The organism is Streptomyces inhibens, from assembly GCF_003389455.1.
Classification (GTDB): domain Bacteria; phylum Actinomycetota; class Actinomycetes; order Streptomycetales; family Streptomycetaceae; genus Streptomyces; species Streptomyces inhibens.
In genome coordinates this window covers 1-19,316 of the sequence record NZ_QUAC01000228.1, presented here as the reverse complement: position 1 = coordinate 19,316, position 19,316 = coordinate 1, and the positions used below count along the sequence as shown (strand labels likewise).

The following is a 19,316-nucleotide window of genomic DNA, read 5'->3' as shown; positions in this document are numbered from 1 at the left end:
CCGCCCCGCCGCGCGTCCACCCGCCGCGCCGGGCGCAGTCCGCCGGGCAGGCAGGCGCCGTCGGCAGTGCGCACCACGTGCCCGTCGACCAGCCAGCCCGGGCGGCGCGGTGCGGCGGCGGGCAGTATCTCCGTACGCCCGCGGAACAGAGGCTCCGGGTCGACCGGCACGCCGACCGCCGCGAGTCGGGCCAGTACGTGCGGCAGCCGGGCCAGTCCGGGCTCGCCCGGCACGTCCAACGCCACGGCGGTGTGCGGGCGGTCGCCCAGGATGTGTCCGACGAGGCCGGTGAGCACCCGCCCCGGCCCGGCCTCCACGAAGGTGCGCACCCCGGCGGCGTACATGTCCTCGATCTGGTCCACGAAGCGCACCGGTTCGGCGACCTGGCCTGCCAGCGTGGCCCGGATCGCGGACGCTTCGCGGGTGTACGGGCGCGCGGTGGCGCCGGACCAGACCGGGAAGGCGGGCGCGGACACCTGTGTCGTGGACAGTTCGGCGGCGAGCGTGTCACGGGCGGCGGTGAGAGCAGGGCTGTGGAAGGCGCAGGCGACCGGCAGCCGTCGCGCCTCGACGCCGGCCGCGCACAGCGCCGCCACGGCCGATTCCACGGCGTCCGTGGGCCCCGAGATCACGCTCTGCTCAGGCGCGTTGTGATTGGCGACGACGACCCCGGTGTCGCGGATCAGGTCCCGTACGCGGGCCGGTGCGGCCACCACGGCGGCCATCGCCCCGGGGTCGTCCCCGGCGGCCGCGAGGATCGCCTCGGCGCGGCGGGCACTGAGCCTGAGCAGCGCCTCGATGTCGTAGACGCCCGCCGCCCACAGAGCGGTCAGCTCGCCGTAGGAGTGCCCCGCCGCGCAGTCGGGGCGTACGCCGAGCTCGGTGAGCAGCCGGTGCGCGGCGGCCGAGGCGAGGCCGAGCGCCGGCTGGGCGACGCGGGTGTCGGTGAGGGCGGCCTGCTGGGCGGCCCGCCGCTCGGCGGTGAAGGCGGTGGGCGGGAACATGGCCGCAACACAGTCCGGGTCGGCGTCGTCCAGGAGGCCGCGCAGCGCGGGGAAGGCGAGGAACAACTCGCCCAGCATTCCGGTCCGTTGACTGCCCTGGCCGGGGAAGAGGAAAGCGACCGGACCAGGGGCGGCGTCCTCGCCGCGTACGTATACGCCCTCGGCGGCGGTGAACCGCCGGGCCGCGTCCAGCTTGGCGGCGAGATCGTCGAGGTCCTCGGCCACGACACAGACCTGGACCGGCCCCTCGGCCGACGCGGTCTCGGCGGCCAGGTCGCGCAGCGGCCACGGCCGCCCGGCCGTGTCGTTCTCGGTGAGGCGCGCGGCGAGGCGCTCCATGGCCCGTACGGCCGCGGGGCGGTCTTCCCCCCGGAAGCAGAAGAGCTCGGCGGGCCAGTCCGTCAGGGCGTGGGCGGGCTCAGGGGCGCCCCCGTAACCGGCCAGCACCGCATGGTAGTTGGTGCCGCCGAAGCCGAAGGCGCTCACCCCGGCGATACGCCGCTGGACAGGGAGGGGCCAGGGCCGGGCGGTCCCGGTCTCGAAGCGGAACGGCCCGTCCGGTGCCCGGTCCGCCGCCGGCGCCGTCAGATGCAGGGTCGGCGGCCGCACCCCCGTGTGCACGGCGCGCGCGGCCTTGATGAGCCCGGCCAGGCCGGCCGCGCATTTGGTGTGCCCGATCTGCGACTTGACCGAGCCCAGCGTGCAGCTGCCCGGTTCGGCTCCGGCGGCCTCGAACAGCTCGGTGAGGACGGCGAGTTCGGTGCTGTCGCCGACGACCGTTCCGGTGCCATGGGCTTCGAGGAGCCCCACTTGCGCGGGGCTGATCCCGGCGCGCCGGTAGGCGCGCTCCAGTGCGCGCCGCTGCCCTTCGGGTCGCGGTGCGGTCAGGCCGAGGGACCGGCCGTCGCTGGAGCTGCCGACCGCCTTGACGACCGCGTAGATCCGGTCGCCGTCCCGCTCGGCGTCCTCGACGCGCTTGAGGACCAGGCAGCCGACACCCTCGCCGAGCGCGATGCCGTCGGCCGCCGCGTCGAAGGGGCGGCAGCGGCCGGTGGGCGACAGGGCGCGTACGGACGCGAACATCAGGTAGTCGTTGATGCCGTTGTGTACGTCGGCGCCGCCGCACAGCGCCATATCGGCGTCATGGTCGCGCAGTTGGCGGCAGGCCAGGTCGAGGGCGGCGAGCGAGGAGGCGCAGGCGGCGTCCACGGTGCAGTTGGCGCCGCCCAGGTCGAGGCGGCCGGCGATCCGTCCGGCGATGACATTGGCGAGCACGCCGGGGAAGGAGTCCTCGGTCAGGCGGGGCAGTTCGGCGTCGAGGGCCGGCGGGAGGTCGCCCAGGTAGGCCGGGTGCAGGGCGCGCAGGCCGTAGGCGCCGGCCAGTTCGGTGCCCGCCTCGGCGCCGAAGACGACGCTGGTGCGGGCGCGGTCGAAGTCGCGGTCGGCGTATCCGGCGTCCGCCAGCGCTCTGGCGGCCATTTCGAGGGCGAGCAGCTGCACGGGTTCGATACCGGTGAGGGAGGCCGGGGGGATGCCGTGGGCGAGGGCGTCGAAGGGGATGGCGGGCAGGAATCCGCCCCAGCGCGACGGGGTGCGCTCGCCCGCTCTCGCGGGGTCGGGGTCGTGGTACGTGGCGGCGTCCCAGCGTTCGGCGGGCACCTCGGTGACGGAGTCGACGCCGGCGACGATCTGGGACCAGTAGCGGGCGGTGTCGGGCGCGCCCGGGTAGCAGCAGGCCATGCCGACGATGGCGATGTCCACCGGCGCCGCGCCCTGATCCTCTTCCTGGTGCCGGGCCGGTGGCGTGAACTGCTGTGCCCGTGCTGCGAGCAGCGCGGTCGCCTCGTCGGTCACGGCGGTGTGCAGCGCGGCGATGGTGGTGGTGGCGCTGCGGGCGGTGGCGGCCTGGCCCAGCATGTACAGGCCTTCGCGGCGCTGTTCGCGCTCCCCCACCGGCGCCGGCCGCCCGTCGTCCGTATGCCGCAGGCCCTTGCTCGCGAGGCGCAGCCGTCCGAGGTTGCGCCGCTCCAGCTCCTCCCACCGGGCACGCGGGTCCTCGCCGCGCGCGGCGAGGCGCCGTTCGGCCGCTGCGAACTCCTCGGCGTAGGCGGTCTCGGCGCACCGGGTGGCATGCCCCGGCGCGGTCCGCAGCAGTACGGTCCGGTCGCATGCCAGCGCCGTGTGCTGGAAGCCGGGGAGGACGGCGCCGGTGGCGACGGCCTCCTGTGTGAAGAGGTAGGCGGTGCCCATCAGGACGCCGAGCGCGGCGCCGCGTTCGGCGAGCGGGGCCGCGGCGGCCGCGGCCATGGCGGCGGAGCGGGCGTCATGGATGCCGCCCGCGAAGAGCACGTCCAGCTCCTCGGCCGTACCGCGGTGCTCGCGGTCATGGGCGATCAGCCGCTCGATCTGCTCCTCCCACAGCGGGAAGCTGGCCCGGGGGCCGATATGCCCACCGCACTCCTGCCCTTCGAAGACGAACCTGCGGGCGCCTTCGGCGAGGAACCGCTCCAGCAGGCCGGGCGAGGGGACATGCAGATAGGTGCGGGTCCCGGCCGCTTCGAGAGCCGCGGCCTGGGCGGGCCGGCCGCCGGCGATGATCGCGTACTCGGGGGCGAACTCCGCCACTGCGGCGAGCTGTTCGCGCCGCAGCTCGGGCGGCGCGAAGCCGAGCAGACCGACGCCCCACGGCCGCCCGCCCAGCCGCTCGGCGGTCTCGGCCAGCAGCCCGCGCACCTGCTCGCCCGTCATCACGGCGAGGGCCAGAAAGGGCAGTCCGCCCTCGGCGGCCACCGCGGCGGCGAACCCGGCCTCGTCACTGACCCGGGTCATCGGCCCCTGGGCCACGGGGAGATGGCGGGCGCCCGGGCGGGGTGCGAGCGGGCGGGTGCGCGCCGCCGCTTCGAGGTGACCGGTGAGGGCGGCCCGTACGGCCTGCACGATGCCGCCGGTGGTGCGGTACCGCGCGGCGAGCCGGGCGGCGAACGCACCGTCCTGTCCTACGGGGAGCTGACGGGTACGCAGGTCCGGGCGGGTGAGGACCCGGTTGCCCGCGACGACGGTGGTCTCGCTGCCGTCCATGCGTCGGATCGCCGCGGCGACCGCCCGGGGCAGCTGGGCCTCGCCCTCGGTGGTGAGCGCGAGCTGCGAGTCGAGCAGCACCCCGGCCGCTCCGCCGGCGACGGCCGCGGCGGCGGTGTGCGGGCCGATGCCCCCGGCGGCGAGGACGGGGACGGTCACGGACGGGTCGGCCAGTACGCGCTGCAGCAGGACGAAGGTGGTGAGTTCACCCACCCGTCCGCCCGACTCATGGCCGCGGGCGACCAGCGCCAAGGCTCCGGCGGCACACGCCGCCGCGGCCTCCTCGGGGGTGGTGATCTCGGCCCATACCCGGCGCCGCCCGCCGTCGGCCCAGTCCGCCGGTCCTGGGGCCGCGCTCCGGGCAGGGTCGGCGAGCAGCACCGTGTCGACCTCGTCGGGCAGATCGGCGGGCGTGAGCGGGCAGCCCACCGGTATGCGCACTCCGTGGCGGGGCCGTCCGAGGCGGGCGAGCCGGGCAAGCGCCTCGCGCGCCGGGCCGGCGTCCCGGCCGAGGTCCAACAGTCCGAGCGCGCCCGCGTGTTCGGCCGCCGCGACGATCCGCTCACCCGGCTCCTCGAACGGCGAGAGCACCACGACGAGGTCGCGGCCGGAAGGTGCGCCGGCGGGCGGAGAACCAGGGTGCGGAGATCTGGGGTGGGGGGTGCCGGAGAGAGGGGGCCGAGGGGCCACGGGCGCTCCTTCTGATGACTGGGGGGCGGACACGCTTACCACTGCCACCTGCGGTAACCAGCGGTAGCCCGCTGATGCCGCGTTGCATCGTGGAGCCACCCCCCTGCACTGTCAACGCAGGTGCGGAAGGGGGTAGGTGATTGCGCCAAGGTCACGAAGAGGGCCGCCGCGCCCGCCCGTTCGCCCCTCCCCCTCCCCTGACCTGCGCTTCTCTCCCCCGCGCCGGCCATCTCCCCCCACCGGCGGTCTCCGACGGTTCATCCGGCCGCCGTCCTAACTGACCACCCTCACCGTCAACTCGCCCGGAAAACCTCGGGGTTGGCGCAGTGCACCAGCGGCTCGCCGCGCAGATGGCGGCCGACCTCCGCGGCGACGATCCGCGCGGCCTTGTGCGCGACCTGCTGGCTGCCGCCCGCGATGTGCGGGGTGAGCACGACGCCGGGGGCGGTCAGCAGCCGGGAGCCGGCGGGCAGCGGCTCTTCGGGGAAGACGTCGAAGCCGGCGCCGGCGAGCTGTCCGGAGTCCAGCGCATCGCAGACCGCGTCGTAGTCGAGCAGCGCGCCGCGGGCACAGTTGACCAGGATCGCGCCGCGGGGCATCGCGGCGATCTGCTTCCCGCCGATCATGCCCCTGGTCTCCTCGGTGACCCGGGCGTGCAGGGAGACGATCCGGGAGCGGGTCAGCAGCTCGTCGAGGGAGACCTGTTCGGCGATGCCGGCCAGCGCCTCGGGACGTACATACGGGTCGTGGACCAGGACGTGGGCGCCCATGGCGGCAAGGACCTTGGCGACCCGGCTGCCGATCGCGCCGAAGCCGATCAGGCCGACGGTGGCGCCGTCGATCTCGATGCCGCAGTTGTCGTAGTCGTAGTAGTCGCCGCGCCAGACGCCCCGGCGCAGGTCGGTGTGGGTGTCGCCGACGCCGCGGGCGGCGGCCAGCATCAGGGTGAGGGTGTGCTCCGCGGTGGCGGTGGCGTTACGGCCGGGCGCGTAGCAGACCGCGACGCCGTGCCGGGTGGCGGCTTCGACATTGGCGTTGACGGGGCCGCCGCGGCTGGTGCAGAACAGCTTCAGATCGGGACAGTTGGCGAGGATCCGCTCGGTGAGCGGGCCGTGCTCGGTGACACAGATCTCGACGCCCCGGAGGGCCTCGATCATCTGGTCCTCGCTGCCGGAGGCCTCGATGACCTCGGCCACCGGTCCGAAGGGGGTGTGCGGCCAGTCGAACCGGATCTCGCGTACGTCCAGCGGAGCGTCCCCGGCGGCCGCGCGCACGGCCTCGGTGAACAGGCTGGGGCGGATGAAGTGGTTGCCGGCGGCGAGGACGGTGGTGCTCATGGGGGCTTCTTCTCCTGAAGGGCGGTGCGGGCGGGTGGCCGGAGGGTCAGTGGAGGGCAGGCGCCTGGGTGAGGGCCGGGGCGTTGAAGCTGAGCAGTGCGGTCTGCCCGTGCTCGATACGGATCTCGGTGAGGGCGCCGTTGTGCATCTGGGGGAGGACCCGGCGGTAGTCGCCGAGTGGGATGCCCAGCAGATGGCAGAGCAGGACCCGGACGAGGGTGGAGTGGGCGACGAGCAGGACCCGGCCGTGCGGCTGTTCGCGGGCGATGTCGGCGAGGCAGTCGGCGGCGCGCTCGGCGGCATGGCGCGGGTCTTCGCCGCCGGGCAGATGGTGCGCGACCGGGTCGGCGAGGAAGGCGGCCAGCTGCTCCGGGAAGCGCCGGCGCATCTCGTCCCTGGTCAGGCCCTCGCCCTGGCCGAAGTCGAGCTCGTAGAGCCGCTCGTCGATGCGCGGGGTCAGACCGCAGGCGTCGGCGGCGGGGGCGGCGGTGAGCCGGGCGCGGGAGAGCGGGGAGCTCCAGACGGCGGTGAGACCGGCGGTGGTGGCCCAGGTGGCGAGGGTGGCGGCCTGTTCGCGGCCGTGGTCGGTGAGGGGCACATCGGTGCGGCCGGCGTAGCGGTTCTCCGCATGCCAGACGGTCTCGGCATGGCGTACGAGGATGAAGTCGGTCACTGCGCTGCCCTCCTGCGGGCGTGGTCGGCCACGGCCTGGCCGAGCCAGCCGCGGCGGGTGAGTTCGTCGATGAAGCGGAGGTAGACGGGGGTGTAGCGGGTGGTGCGGGCCGGTGTCGGCGGGATCTCGCGGTCGATGCGGACCATGGCGGCGGCCGCCTCCTCAAGGCTCGTGCCGGAGGAGGTGGCGGCGAGAACGGCCATGCCGAGGGCGCCCTCGGCCTGTTGCGGCAGCCGTACGGGACGGCCGAGGACATCGGCGCGCAGCCGGCACCAGTAGGCGTTGCGGGCGCCGCCGCCGGTGAGGGTGAGCGGCCCGTCGACGGGCGCGCCGAGGTGGTCGAGGTAGTCGAAGCAGAGCCGTTCGAGACAGGCCACGCCGAGCAGATAGGCGTGGAACTCGGCGGCGCGGGTGGGCACTTGACCCAGTACGAAGGGTTCGGCCTCAGGGGCGCGGAAGGGGAAGCGTTCGCCGCCGGTGGAGACCAGGGGGTAGGCGACCGCGTCCGGGTCCAGGGCCGCGGCCTGTTCGGTGAGCGCGTCCAGATTCTCGCCGTGGAAGTGCTGGGAGATGACGCCGGCGCCGCTGCTGGAGGCGCCGCCCGGCAGCCAGTTGTCGCCCGGTCCGCGGTGGCAGTAGACGACGCCCGCCGGGTCGCGGACCAGGTGCGGGCTGCTGCCCTTGAGGACGAGGGTGGTGCCGAGCACCGAGTTCCAGGCGCCCGGCGCCAGCGCTCCGGCGCCGATCTGGGCCGCGCAGCCGTCGGTCATTCCGGCGACGATGGCGGTCCCCTCGGGGATGCCGGTGGCGTCGGCGGCGGCCGCGCATACGGTGCCGAGCACACTGCCGGGGCGTACGACGTCGGGCAGGATGCCCTCGGGGACGCCGAGTTCGGCCATGACCTTGTGCGGCCAGCTCGCCTCGACGAGGTGGTAGCCGGTCTTGAGGGCGTGGCTGGCGTCACTGGCGACCTGATGGCCCGCCAACCGCCAGGTGATCAGGTCGACTTGGTGCAGCAGCCGGGTCCCGGCGCGGTGTCCGGCGCCGTTCTCCAGCAGCCGGCGGAGCTTGGGCAGCGCCCAGGACGGCTGCATGCTGCGGTAGCCCAGCTCTTCCCACACCGCTCCCCCGGCGGCGTTGACGGCCGCGGCCTGCTCTGCGGCGCGTCCGTCGTCGTACATCAGCCCCGGGGTGAGCGGGGTGCCGTGGGCATCGGCGAGCAGGATCGTCCCGGAGGTGCCGTCGATCGCCAGCCCGCGGATCCGCCGGGCATCGAGGCCGCCCAGGGCTTCCCGGCAGGCGGCGGCGAGCGCGCTCCACCACTGCTCGGGGTCCTGCTCATGCTTCTTGCCCGCGCGCCGGCTGGTCAGCGGGCGGGCGGCGGTGGCGAGGACCTGCCCGGTGCCGTCGACGGCGACACAGCGTGCGCTCTGGGTGCCGAGGTCCAGGCCGAGCCAGATGCCGTCGAGGGTGGGGGTGGCGCCGGGGCGGCGCGGGTCAGACACGGGTGCCTCCAGGGGCGATGCCGGTGGTGCCGGTGTCGGCGGAGTGGCCGGTGGCCTCGGTCGGGCGGCCGGTGGCCTCGGCGGGACGGCCGGCGCTCCCCCGCCAGACGGCGCCGCCCCGCCAGCCCGCCTCACGGGCGAGCGTCCGCCAGCCGAGGAAGTCCTCGTACAGCCCGGCATAGAACTCCGCACGCTCCGGCTCGGGCTCCCAACTCCGCTGCATCCGGACGTACTTGGCGGCGGCGCTGTGCATGCTGGTCTCGGCGCCGGTGCGGACCAGCCCGGTGAGGAAGGCGCCCTTGGCGCCGAGTTCGGTGTCGCCGGAGCGGGCGGTGGGCACACCCGTCGCATCGGCGATCAGCGCACACCAGGCGTCGCTGTTGGCGCCGCCGCCGCACAGCCGCAGCTCACTGACGTCCGTACGGGCGGCGGCCAGCGAATCGCGCAGGACCAGGGAGAGCCCGTCGAAGACGGCGCGCGCCAGATCAGCGGGGGTGTGCTCCAGGGAGAGGCCCCAGAAGGAGCCACGGGCGCCCGGGTCGAGGAACGGCGCGCGCTCGCCCGCCGGGGAGAGGTACGGCAGGAACATCAGCCCCCGGGCGCCGGGCTCCGACTCGAAGGCCAGCTGTGCCAGCTCCGGCGGCCCGGGCAGGTGGAGCAGGCGCGCCGCCCAGCCGAGCACCTCGGCGCCGTTGAGGGTGGGGAAGGCGCGCAGCACCCGCTCGCGGCCGCGGTAGGCGATGTTGATGCCGGACGGTTCACCGCTGGTATCGATCTCCGTACGGACGATCTCGGTACACAGGGTGGTCCCGAGGATGCTGCAGGCCTGGCCGGGGTTGACGACGCCGACGCCGCGGGCGGTGGAGGCGATGTCGTACGGGGCCATGACGACCGGGAGGCCGGCCGGCAGGCCCAGTTCGCCCGCGGCCCCGGTGGTGATTTCGGCGATCCGCTGCGACTCCCCGAGCACGGTGGGCAGCAGTCGCTCGTATCCGCCGAGGCCGAACAGGTCGAGGATGTACGGGTCGTAGTCGCCGGTGGCGTGGTCCAGGAACGGGGCCGAGGCGTCGGATTCATCGCTCGCGCGGATGCCGGTGAAGCGCAGGAAGAGCCAGCCGGCGGCGGTGAGCGAGGTGCTGGAGCGGGCCAGCCGGTCCGGGTCGTGCGCGGCCAGCCAGCTGAACAGGGCGTTGGGCATACCGGTGCAGGTCAGCGAGCCATTGCGGCGGAAGGCGGCTTCGAGGACGCCGTCGCGCTGCCAGCTGGTGAGCAGCTCCCCGGCGCGGCCGTCGGACCACAGGATGGCGGGTCCGGTGGGGCGGCCGCGGTCGTCGACGAGCCAGGCGCCGTCGCCCTGGGCGGTGAAGGACACCAGCCGGACCGGGTCGGTCAGCCCGTCCAGGACCGTGCGGACGGTGCGGACGACGGCGTTCCAGACGGCGTCCATGTCCTGTTCCGCCCAGCCGGGGTGCGGGCGCAGGACCTCGGTGGCCCGGCGGGCGACGGCGATCTCGGTGCCCTGGTCGTCGAAGACGACGGACTTGATCACCGTGGTGCCGACGTCGATGGTCAGTACGGACATCAGTGAGGTCCTTTCACGCCGGTGCCGAGGCGGCCGAGGGCGCGGTGCCCGGCGCGTCGGCGGCGCTCTCCGCGGCCGCGCCCGCCGTACCCGACTCGTCCGGCAACTTCAGGAAGTGCGCGAGCACACAGCTCACCGCGTACATCCCCGCGAAGATCCAGACAATCCCTTCGACACCGAGCGGTCCGACGAACACCGCGACGACGGCGGGGCCGACGAAGGTGCTGGCTCCCGCGCCCAGGTTGAGGGCGGCCAGGGCCTGCCCCTGATGCTTCGGCTCCAGAGTGGGCACCAGTGCCGATAGCGGTACATAACCTGCCAGCGTAGCCCCGTAGAACGCCGCGACCAGGAGGGCCAGCGGGAAGTTTGCGCCCGCGGCATCCGGGACGTAGAAGAGCAGCAGAGTGCTGAGGGTGCAGCCGGCGCCACCGAACCAGGCGATGGTGCGGCGCCAGCCGAAGCGGTCGCCCACCACGCCGAACAGCAGGTTGGCGAAGATATTGGTCGCGAACATCGCGCTGAGCAGATGCAGCCACTCGGTGAGGCTGAAGCCGACCGTCCTGGTGAAGTGGATCGGCATGATCACGAAGAAGCCGAACTGCGAGGCCGTGTTGATGACCCGGACGACCGAGCCGACCCCGACTCTGGGGTTGCGCCACAGGACCGTGACACTGCCGGCCAGCGTCGCCGCGGCCCCCTCCCCCGCACCGCGCGGCCGCTTGCCGCCACGGTCGTCGCGTACCAGCAGCAGGGCGATCAGCCCGCCGGCGGCCACCAGCACCAGCGCGGCCCACAGCGTGGCGTACGCACCGATCTGCGGGATCAGTCCGCTGGCGACCAGCGAGCCGAGCGTGGGCAGCCCGCCGGTGAAGGCGAACCAGAACCACCCCATGGCCGTACCGAGCCGGGCGCGCGGTGCCACACCGGCGATCCAGACGAGGAAGCCATAGGCGAACAGCGGATAGCCCAGACCCCGCAGCCCGTAGCTGAGCATCATCAGCGGATAGCTGGACAGCGGGATGGCGGCGGTGAGGAAGAACAGCTGGAAGACGGCCCAGATGCCCAGGCCGGTCCACATGACGCGGCGCGGGCCCCACAGGTCGGACAGCACTCCGGACAGCCAGGCGGCGATGCCGGCCGCTATCCCGTAGACGGTGAACAGCAGCGCGACCCGGGACTCCGAGATGTCCCGGTCGATGAGGTAGGGCGAGAGATAACCGGACTCGACCCCGTCTCCGATCATGAAGAGAAGGAGCCCGAGATATCCCCAGGCGAGGGTCGGCGGCACGCCCAGGCGTGTGATCAGCGAACGCGGAGGAGAGTTCTTCATCGAATCTCCCTTTCTGCGGCGGCGGGGCAGGAGGGGTGAACGCAGCGATGGAACCGCCGGGCAGAAAGGGCCGTCAATGNGGGGCAGGAGGGGTGAACGCAGCGATGGAACCGCCGGGCAGAAAGGGCCGTCAATGGCCGCCGGAATCTTCGCATCGAGGCCGCGACCAGCCATGTTGCGTCGTACCGGAACCGCACGTGGACGCCGCACCCGCCGCGCGCGCCATGTGAAATCCGTGCGAACATAACGCGGCGAATTCACGCGGCGGAGACGCGGCGGAGACGCGGCGGAGACGGAGGGAGCACAGCGATGGACCGGCTGGAGGCCCAGGAGGAGCGGCGGCGCCGCGTGCGCGACACCGTCATCGCCCGAGGCTTCGTCCGCACCGCGGACCTCGCCGAGGAATTCGGCATCAGCCTGATGACCGCGCATCGCGATCTGGACGCCCTTCAGGCGCAGGGCTGGCTGCGCAAGGTGCGCGGCGGCGCGACGGGGCTGCCCTCGGCGCAGTTCCACGGCAGCGTCGCAGAGCGCATGGCCACCATGGCGCAGACCAAGCAGCAGCTGGCACGGGCCGCCGCGACGCTGCTGGTCCCCGGGCAGACGGTGCTGCTCGACGACAGCACGACCTGTCTGCTGCTGGCGCACCAGGCCGCCGAGCACACCCCGCTGACCGTGATCACCAACTCCCTGCCGGCCATCACCACGCTCGCGAAGGAGCCCGGCATCACGCTGATCACGCTGGGCGGCGCGTACTTCCCGGCGTATGACGCCTTCATGGGCCCGCACACCGCGGACGCCGTACGCGCCTTCCGCGCCGATGTGCTCTTCATGTCCACCACGGCCGTCACCAACGGCCGCTGCTACCACACCTCACCGGAGACCGTGCAGGTCAAGCGGGCCATGATGGAGAGCGCCGGGCGCCGTGTACTGGTCGCCGACCACACCAAGTTCACCAAGGGCGGCCTGTACGCGCTCGCCCCGCTGACCGACTTCGATCTGCTGATCGTCGACGACGGACTGCCGGCCGAACAGGTACGGGCGGTGCGCACGGCCGGCACCGAGGTGATGGTGGTGCCGGGCCGGGGATAGCTCCGGCCCGGCACGCGATCCTTCGGCGGCCTGCGCCCTCGGGGTCGGAGGAAGGCGCTCTCGCCGGTGATGGCCTTGCCCACGATGCGGGTGTTCGTCGCAGAAGATGCCGGCGCCCTGGAGGCGGGCCATCTGGACGAGCATGCCCCAGGAGGCCGCCCGGCCGTCGGCGTCACCGCCGAGTTCGCTGTTCTCATCGAGCGCTGCCAGGGCGGCAACGGCAACGGGAACCATTCCCTGACGATACTCGGATCCGAGTAGTAGGATCCGAGTAACCTTTCGATCCCAAGCCTGACTGTGGAGTGAGATGACCACAAAACGACCCGCCAACCCCTTGGCCCTCGCGGTATTGGGCTTGCTGCTGGAGCAGCCCATGCACCCCCACGCCATGGCGACCGCACTTCGGGAGCGGCAGATGGACCAGGCCTTCAAACTGACCACCGGGTCGTTGTACGACACGGTGCGAGCCCTGGCCCGCGACGGCTGGATCGAGGCGACCGACACCGAGCAGGTGGGCGGCCGCCCGACGCGCACCGTCTACCGGCACACCCGCGAGGGGCAGCGGTGCTTCATCGAGTGGCTGGACGAACTTGTCCGCGAGCCGTCCCGGGAGTACCCGAAGTTCCTGTCCGCCGTCAGCTACCTGGGCGTACTGGGACAGCAGCGGGCGGCGCAGGCCCTGCGCGAACGGGCAGCGGCCTTGAAGACCCGGATCGCAGAGGACGAGCAGGCGTATCGGGCCGCCAGGCAAGAGCACAAGGCGCCTCGGCTGTTTGTGATCGAGGCGGAGTACGCCCAGGCGATGTTGCAAGCGGAATTGCTGTGGGTACTGCGCACCGCCGATGAGATCGAGCAGGGCATCCTGGAATGGCCGGAGGCCCCTGATGCCTGACACACCCGCGCCTGCGACAGCACGGCTTGAGCAGCCCTCACCCAACGCGCCGGTATCCAGCGGTCCGCCGACCGCCTTACGGTCCCCGATACCGGCGCCGCCGGCAGACACATCGGACGGCGACGCAGACGTCCTGGTGGTGGGAGCCGGGCCCGCCGGGTTGATGCTGGCCTGCGAGCTGGCCCTCGGCAAGGTGCGCACCGTGCTGCTCGAGCGGCACCCCGCCCCGCCGGGCTTCTGCCGTGGCTTCAACCTCAACGCCCGCAGCCTGGAGCTGCTGGACCGCCGCGGCCTCGCCGATCGCTTCCTCGCCGAGGGCCCCACCGTGCCGACCACCGCCTTCGCCGGAGCGGCCCGGCTCAACCTGGCCGCCATGCGCACCGAACACCCCTACGTGCTGGGGATCGCACAGACCAGAGTGGAGGAGCTCCTCGCCGAGCGCGCCGTGGAACTGGGCGTGCGCATTCTGCGCGGTCACCGCCTGACCGGACTGCGCCAGGACGACAGTGGGGTGCGCGCCGAGGTCGACTCCCCGGACGGGCGGATGCTGCTGCGCTCAGGCTGGCTGGCCGGCTGCGACGGCGGCCGCAGCACGGTGCGCAAGCTGGCCCGGATCGGTTTCCCCGGCACGCCCGCACGACGCTTCACCCTGCTCGGGGATGTGGTCCTGGCGGACCCGCAGACGATCCCGTTCGGGGTGACGGCCGGCGCGAACGGCACGGTGTTCGCCATCCCACGGCCCGGCCATGTGCGGCTGATCACCGATGACCCTCAGCCGCCGGAGAACCGGGACGAGCCGGTGACGCTGCCCGGCTTCCAAAACGTGCTGGACCGGGCGTTGGGGCGGCATGTGGAGATAGCCGAAGCCCACTGGCTGACCCGGTTCGGGGACGCGGCCCGGCTGGCCGAACAGCTGCGACACGGCCGGGTGCTGCTGGCGGGCGACGCCGCGCACATCCATCCCCCGGCCGGCGCCATCGGCGTCAACGCGGCCATCGACGACGCGATGAACCTCGGCTGGAAGCTCGCCCTGGTGGCGCGCGGACAGGCCCCCGAGAGCCTCCTGGACACCTACCACGCCGAGCGGCATGCGGCCGGTGCCAGGCTGCTGCGCAACACCCAGGCGCAGATGCTGGTTGCCGCGGAGGATGAGCGGCTGGCACCGGTGCGCGAACTGCTCGCCGAGCTGGCCCAGGCCGAGGAGACGGCCGGTTACCTGGCCGAGGAGATCACCGGCGTCGGCACCCGCTATCCGGTTCACCACAGTTCCGGCCATCCGTGGGAGGGGAGGATGGTGCCGGACGTCCCGCTGGAACGAGACAGCCTGCTGCCGCTGCTGGCCCGCACGGGTGGCGGAGCGCTGCTGGTGGACGAGAGCACAGGGACGGACTCGCTGCGCGAGGCGGCCAAGCCGTGGGCGGACCGGGTGACAGTGGTGTCGGCGCGGCCTGACGGCCTGCCAGGTGCATGCGCGGTGCTCGTCCGGCCGGACGGCCACGCCGCCTGGGCAGGAACACCCTCGGCACCCCACCCCACCACCGCCCAGCAGTTGCGCGGAGCCCTGCACGACTGGTTCGGGCCCCGACAGGAGTGACGGGGCAGGAAACGTCTGTTCTTCTTCGGCGCCGGCCCAACCGAGCCGGGGTATCACCCCGTGGGCCGGCTGGAAGGCGAACAGGTGGGCGGGGACGGTGCCTCGGCGTGACTTCCCGGGCAGGCCGGCGGCGCGAAAGGAGCCGTGGCCTGTCGATGACACCGCGGCCGGACATGGCCGGCACGTCGGTATCGCCTGGCCTCGAACCGGGCGACGATGAGCGGATCGGTCAGCGCAGCGCACACCGCGGTGCTCCGAGCCCCCTCCGCGGTCCGTCCGGCAGACGCCCGAGGGCGCTTGCCGGGCGTGCCCGTCAGTCTTCGGTAAGGCCCAGCAGCGACGGGTCGTCGGCCAGGTCGCGGAAGGCCGCCCGCGGGTCCTTCAGCAGCTTGCGCTCGGTGAGGTCCAGCAGCCCGCAGACGGCGCTTACTTCGGCGGCCACCGTCCCGTCCGCCTTGCGAACGGTCTGCTCGATACGGAAGGTCTTGCCCTCGCCCCAGACGAATGCGCAGCTCACCTCGACCTCGTCGCCGGCCCGCAGCTCCCGCAGATAGCGGATGGTCGTCTCGATGGTCACCGGGCCGACCCGCCTGTCCACCATGGTGCTCTGCCGGATGCCGCCGGCCTGGAGCAGTGACCAGCGGGCATGCTCGGCGTACTGGAGATAGACGCTCTGGTTGAGATGGCCCTGGGTGTCCGTCTCGTAGCCCCGTACGGTGACCTTGACGGCGAACGGCTCCGCCGTGTCCGTTCCGGCTGCCGGGTCCGCCACTGCCGCCGCTTCTGCCACGATCTCTCCCACTCCCCGTAGGCGCCGGCCCGCCCTCGGGCACACCGGGCCTCATGGACCACTGGCTTCACATCGTAGGCGCCGACGATCAGATGCCGAAGGCCTTTTCCCGGCGGCCTGGAGGCGGGTGGGGAGCCCTCAGGGGCTGCCGATCTTCAGCCTCAGGTTCCACTTGGCCAGCGCCTCACCGATCGGCTGAAAAATGGTGATGGTGTCGCCGCCGAAGTTGTCGCAGTGGGCGGCGCCACCTCCGGAGTGCATCCCGACAGCCATCGGAGCGTTGGGCTGGGTGACATAGGAGCCGCCCGAATCACCGGCCGCGGAACAGGCGTTGGTGTACGAGAGGCCCTCGATGACCGCGGTGCCGTAGTCCACGGTCTGGTCGACCCGGGTGATCTCGCCGCAGTGCCAGCCGCTGCTCTGCCCGGAGCGGCAGATCGTCATCCCGGCCAGGCCCTCCTGCGCGCCGGTGACGGTGACCGGCGTACCGCCCTGGCCCGCCACGGTCGCGCTGACGGTCCAGCCCGGCTGGTCGACCCCGACCAGCCCGAAGTCGCCCTCGCGCCCGTTGACGCTGTGCTTGCCGCCCGGGTTGGAGGTGCCCATACGGGTGCCGTCCTGGCCGTACGCGGCCTGATCCGGGGTGAGGGTGCAGTGACCGGCCGTCAGAAAGCCCTGGAAGTCCTTCGGTCCGGTCACCGTGAAGCCGATGGAGCAGATGCCCTCGCTGCCGGGCATCCAGCGCTGACCCCCGACGACCGTGCCCTGCTGCTGACGCGGCGTCTGGTCGCTGCGCTCGACGGTGACGGGGATCTTGACGCGCGTCGCCAGATCGCGGACGGCCTTCTCGAAGACGTCGGTCCCGGTGGTGTGTCTGGTGCGGTCGACGCGTACCACGACGCCGTTGGCGCGCTCGTCCACGCCCCAGCCGGTGACGCCCGGCACGCCGTTGCCGGCCCGGCCGGCGATCTGCCGCACGAGTGCGGTGAGCGCGGCGCGGCTGTGCGGCACCGTCTTGGGCACCGCGCCGGCGGACCGTACGCGCTGTGCGTCGACGGCGCCGGTGACCGCGACGACGAGCTTGCCGGTCGCCTTGTCGAACCACATCCCGGCCGGCGGTGTGCTCAGCGCCCGGCGCACGGCGGCCGCGGCACGGTGTGCGTCGGTCTCCTGCGCGAGCCGGGTGCGCACCTGTTCCGCCGTCAGCCCGAGGTCCCGGCGCATCGCGTCGAGCATGCCGCGGGGCGAGGGGTGGGGCATCGGGCCGGGCTGCGGCACGGCGCGCGCCGGGCTGAGCGGGCCGCCGGCCGCCATGACGGCGGCGACGGTCGCGCCCCAGAGAGCTGCCTTGCGAAAGCGGCGTTCCATCGGGGATCTCCTCGCGGTGTCGAGTGCACGTCGGATCCGATTCGTCGAGCGTGCTCGACACCGCGACGGGCGGCATGAGGGAGATCCCTTGCATCATGGCCGGATGACCCGCGACCCCGGCCCCCAAGTCCCCGGCGCCTACGGCCCGGTAGCGTTCCCGCGACTGCCCTGGGCGCTGCGCAATGTGACCTACTCGGGCGCCCGCCATCCGGGAGCGGGGACACCTGAATGCCCGTCATACACGGCGGGCGGAGCGGCCGATGCCTCCGGACCCGCCGCTTCAGAGCCCTTCGCCGGGCTGGCCGGGGGCGCGAACGGCCAGCGCTACGCCTATGCCGTGCTCGGCCACTTCGGCCTGCGGATCCCCCCGTTGCGCTCGGCGGAGCTCTGGGCGGACGAGCGCGCGACCCGGCGGGCGGAGTGTCCGCGACCGCTGGACCTGGTGCTGTTCGACGGCGGACCGGTCGAAGGACGGCCACCGGGGTACGGCGCCCATGTGGGCGTCCATGTGGGGCCCGACCAGGTCCTGCATCTGTGCCGGGAGGTCGGCCGGCCCGTCGTGTGGCGCTATGCGGACTTCGCGGCGCGGCCGCGCTATGCCCGCTTCCTCGGCGCGAAGCGGGCGGTGGGCGTGGTGGACGCCGTGGACGCCGTGGACGCTCAGAAGCCTCCGCCGTCGCCACCGCCGCCGAAGCCACCGCCGTCACCGAACCCGCCACCGTCTCCGAATCCGCCGCCGAAGTCGTCAGAGCTGAAGTCGGATCCGGAGAAGTCGCCGCCGTCGGCACCGGCGGAGCCGCCGTAGTCGGCGCCGTAGGCGTTGGACGACATCATCATGTTGCCGAGCAGCGTGCCGACCAGGAGGCCGGGGAGCAGGCCGCCGCCGAAGTAGCCGCCGGCCCAGGGGCCGTATGCCGGACCCGCCTCCCAGTAGGGGCGGTCGCCGCTCGCGGTCCTGACCGTACGGGCCATCGGCTCCCGGCCGTCGTCCAGACGGCTCTTGTCCGCGGCGCAGACCGGTACGGTGCGCTCCGCGCCGCCGGCCGGTGCCCACTGGACATCGACGGCGGACGGGCCGTGCCGCGGGTCGAAGAAGCAGGGCAGCCGGCGCTCGGGCAACGGCTCGCCCTCGCGTCGCGCGGCGAGCGTGGCCAGCGCGAACCGGCCGTCCTCAAGGGCCTCGGTCACCGCCCGCACATCGCCGGGGTGCACGGCCGCCGCCATCGCCGACTTGGCCTTCTCGTACGAGTCCAGCGCATGGCTGTAGTCCGCGCGCATCGCGTCGTCGGCGCCCGGCTCACCGGGGTTGAAGTCGAGCCGGTCCAGCTCCTCGCCGAAGGCGGTGATGTCCTCGTCGACGACGACCCGCAGGTCCTCCAGTGCGGCCCGCTCCTCCTCGGCCCGCCTTCTGCGGTTGCGGCGGGCGATGGCGTACGCGCCGCCGCCACCGACGACCACCAGCACACCGAGGCCGATCGCCGTGCCGATGTCGACCCCGCTGCCGCCGGTGTCGCCCCAGGAGGAGGGGGCGTGCCCGTTGGCGGACCGGGCGGCGGTGTCGACGAAGCTGTTCAGGCGCTCGGCGACCGTCGGGTAGTCGGAGCGTTTGACCGATCCGACGAGGTTCTGCACCGAGCTGCGCGACATCACCCGCGGATCGGCGCCGGCGTTGAAGCCGTTGCCGAGTTCGACGGCGTAGACGCCGCTGATGCCGACCTTGGTGCGCAGGTCCCGCAGCAGGGTGCCGGGCTGGTACTCCGCGGCGCGCGGCAGTACGGCGACAAAGATCGGCTTGTTCGCGTCCTTGATCTTCTTGGCCAGGGCGTCCGCCTGCGCGGCGGAGAACTGGGCCGAGGCGCGGGGATCGACATAGACCGGGCCCTTTTTCAGGGCTGTGGCGGCCTCGTCGAGCCCGCCGACGGCATGGGCACCGGGTGCCACCGCGGTGACCACCGCCAGCAGCACGGCCACCAGGAGGAGAACTGGTCCGATCAGCGCACGACGGGTTGCGGTGTTCATGGGTTCGACGCTACCCGAACCGCACTTTCCAGACATCACCGGTGCAGTGACCGATCCGGTCCGGCACGGGGGGATTCTCCCTCTCTCCCGGGGGTCTGTCGCGCCGGAAATGCCCATCCAGGTGATCGCTCAGCGCGTCGTTTTTGACGCGCAGAGTGCCGGGGATGTTCCGGCTCGTCCCTCCCCCGACGAAACGAGGAGACGATGTGCAGGGCCACCTCGATGGCCACCAATCTGGCCGTCGCCGTCGCCGCCACCGCCGTCGGATGCATGCTGGTGATCAACCTGGCGCCCGCGCGCCCCGATGCCGGGAAGGGCCGGCCGCCGGCCGGCGGCGCGCTGGCCGCCGCGTCCGGCCATGC

13 protein-coding genes and 1 pseudogene are annotated in these 19,316 nt (G+C 73.1%); 5 read left to right on the top strand and 9 right to left on the bottom strand.

The window, feature by feature from the left end; all coding sequences use genetic code 11:
- From DY245_RS28615 to DY245_RS28590, 6 genes are all read right to left on the bottom strand, one after another.
- Positions 1–4,772 (bottom strand): type I polyketide synthase (locus DY245_RS28615; protein ID WP_128510114.1); only part of this gene is annotated, 4,772 nt, incomplete at its 3' end.
- 293 nt (positions 4,773–5,065) lie between these two features.
- Positions 5,066–6,109 carry a 2-hydroxyacid dehydrogenase gene (locus DY245_RS28610; protein ID WP_128510113.1) on the bottom strand — a complete coding sequence of 348 codons (1,044 nt, stop codon included), beginning with the start codon at positions 6,107–6,109 and terminating at the stop codon, positions 5,066–5,068.
- A 46-nt stretch (positions 6,110–6,155) separates the two neighbouring features.
- Entirely contained in the window at positions 6,156–6,782 is a 627-nt protein-coding gene (locus tag DY245_RS28605) for a histidine phosphatase family protein (protein WP_128510112.1), read from the bottom strand.
- A complete protein-coding gene (locus tag DY245_RS28600; protein WP_220377956.1) occupies positions 6,779–8,287 on the bottom strand; it encodes an FGGY-family carbohydrate kinase in 1,509 nt (502 codons plus the stop codon). The genes DY245_RS28605 and DY245_RS28600 overlap by 4 nt, the downstream gene beginning before the upstream one ends.
- The gene (locus tag DY245_RS28595) at positions 8,280–9,869 is read right to left on the bottom strand and encodes an FGGY-family carbohydrate kinase (RefSeq protein ID WP_128510111.1); all 1,590 of its coding nucleotides are present in this window, start codon (positions 9,867–9,869) and stop codon (positions 8,280–8,282) included. The genes DY245_RS28600 and DY245_RS28595 overlap by 8 nt, the downstream gene beginning before the upstream one ends.
- 13 nt (positions 9,870–9,882) lie before the next feature.
- On the bottom strand, positions 9,883–11,199 hold the full coding sequence (locus tag DY245_RS28590) for an MFS transporter (RefSeq protein WP_128510110.1): 1,317 nt from the start codon (positions 11,197–11,199) through the stop codon (positions 9,883–9,885).
- Positions 11,200–11,508: 309 nt separating this feature from the next.
- On the opposite strand from DY245_RS28590, the gene DY245_RS28585 reads away from it, so the two are divergent.
- The 4 genes from DY245_RS28585 (at position 11,509) to DY245_RS28575 (ending at position 14,777) form a co-directional block, all read left to right on the top strand.
- Positions 11,509–12,291 carry a DeoR/GlpR family DNA-binding transcription regulator gene (locus tag DY245_RS28585; protein ID WP_128510109.1) on the top strand — a complete coding sequence of 261 codons (783 nt, stop codon included), beginning with the start codon at positions 11,509–11,511 and terminating at the stop codon, positions 12,289–12,291.
- Between the two features lie 90 nt (positions 12,292–12,381).
- Positions 12,382–12,552, top strand: coding sequence for a hypothetical protein (locus DY245_RS44725; RefSeq protein WP_181923904.1), 171 nt, complete (start codon positions 12,382–12,384; stop codon positions 12,550–12,552).
- A 46-nt stretch (positions 12,553–12,598) separates the two neighbouring features.
- A complete protein-coding gene (locus tag DY245_RS28580; RefSeq protein ID WP_181923903.1) occupies positions 12,599–13,183 on the top strand; it encodes a PadR family transcriptional regulator in 585 nt (194 codons plus the stop codon).
- Positions 13,134–14,777: an FAD-dependent monooxygenase gene (locus DY245_RS28575; RefSeq protein WP_342354218.1), complete on the top strand. Its 1,644-nt coding sequence runs from the start codon at positions 13,134–13,136 to the stop codon at positions 14,775–14,777. The genes DY245_RS28580 and DY245_RS28575 overlap by 50 nt, the downstream gene beginning before the upstream one ends.
- 313 nt (positions 14,778–15,090) lie before the next feature.
- On the opposite strand, the gene DY245_RS28565 is transcribed toward DY245_RS28575, so the two are convergent.
- Positions 15,091–15,567 (bottom strand): acyl-CoA thioesterase, encoded by a 477-nt coding sequence (locus DY245_RS28565; protein ID WP_244943315.1) that lies wholly within the window; start codon positions 15,565–15,567, stop codon positions 15,091–15,093.
- Positions 15,568–15,705: 138 nt separating this feature from the next.
- Positions 15,706–16,935, bottom strand: coding sequence for a S1 family peptidase (locus DY245_RS28560; RefSeq protein ID WP_128510106.1), 1,230 nt, complete (start codon positions 16,933–16,935; stop codon positions 15,706–15,708).
- Positions 16,936–17,038: 103 nt separating this feature from the next.
- On the opposite strand from DY245_RS28560, the pseudogene DY245_RS28555 reads away from it, so the two are divergent.
- Positions 17,039–17,563: pseudogene (locus DY245_RS28555) on the top strand (cell wall hydrolase); the annotation flags it as partial.
- 32 nt (positions 17,564–17,595) lie between these two features.
- Here the strand turns inward: DY245_RS28555 and DY245_RS28550 are convergent.
- Positions 17,596–18,954, bottom strand: a complete 1,359-nt coding sequence (locus DY245_RS28550) for a hypothetical protein (RefSeq protein ID WP_128510105.1) — start codon at positions 18,952–18,954, stop codon at positions 17,596–17,598.
- Positions 18,955–19,316 lie beyond the last annotated feature (362 nt).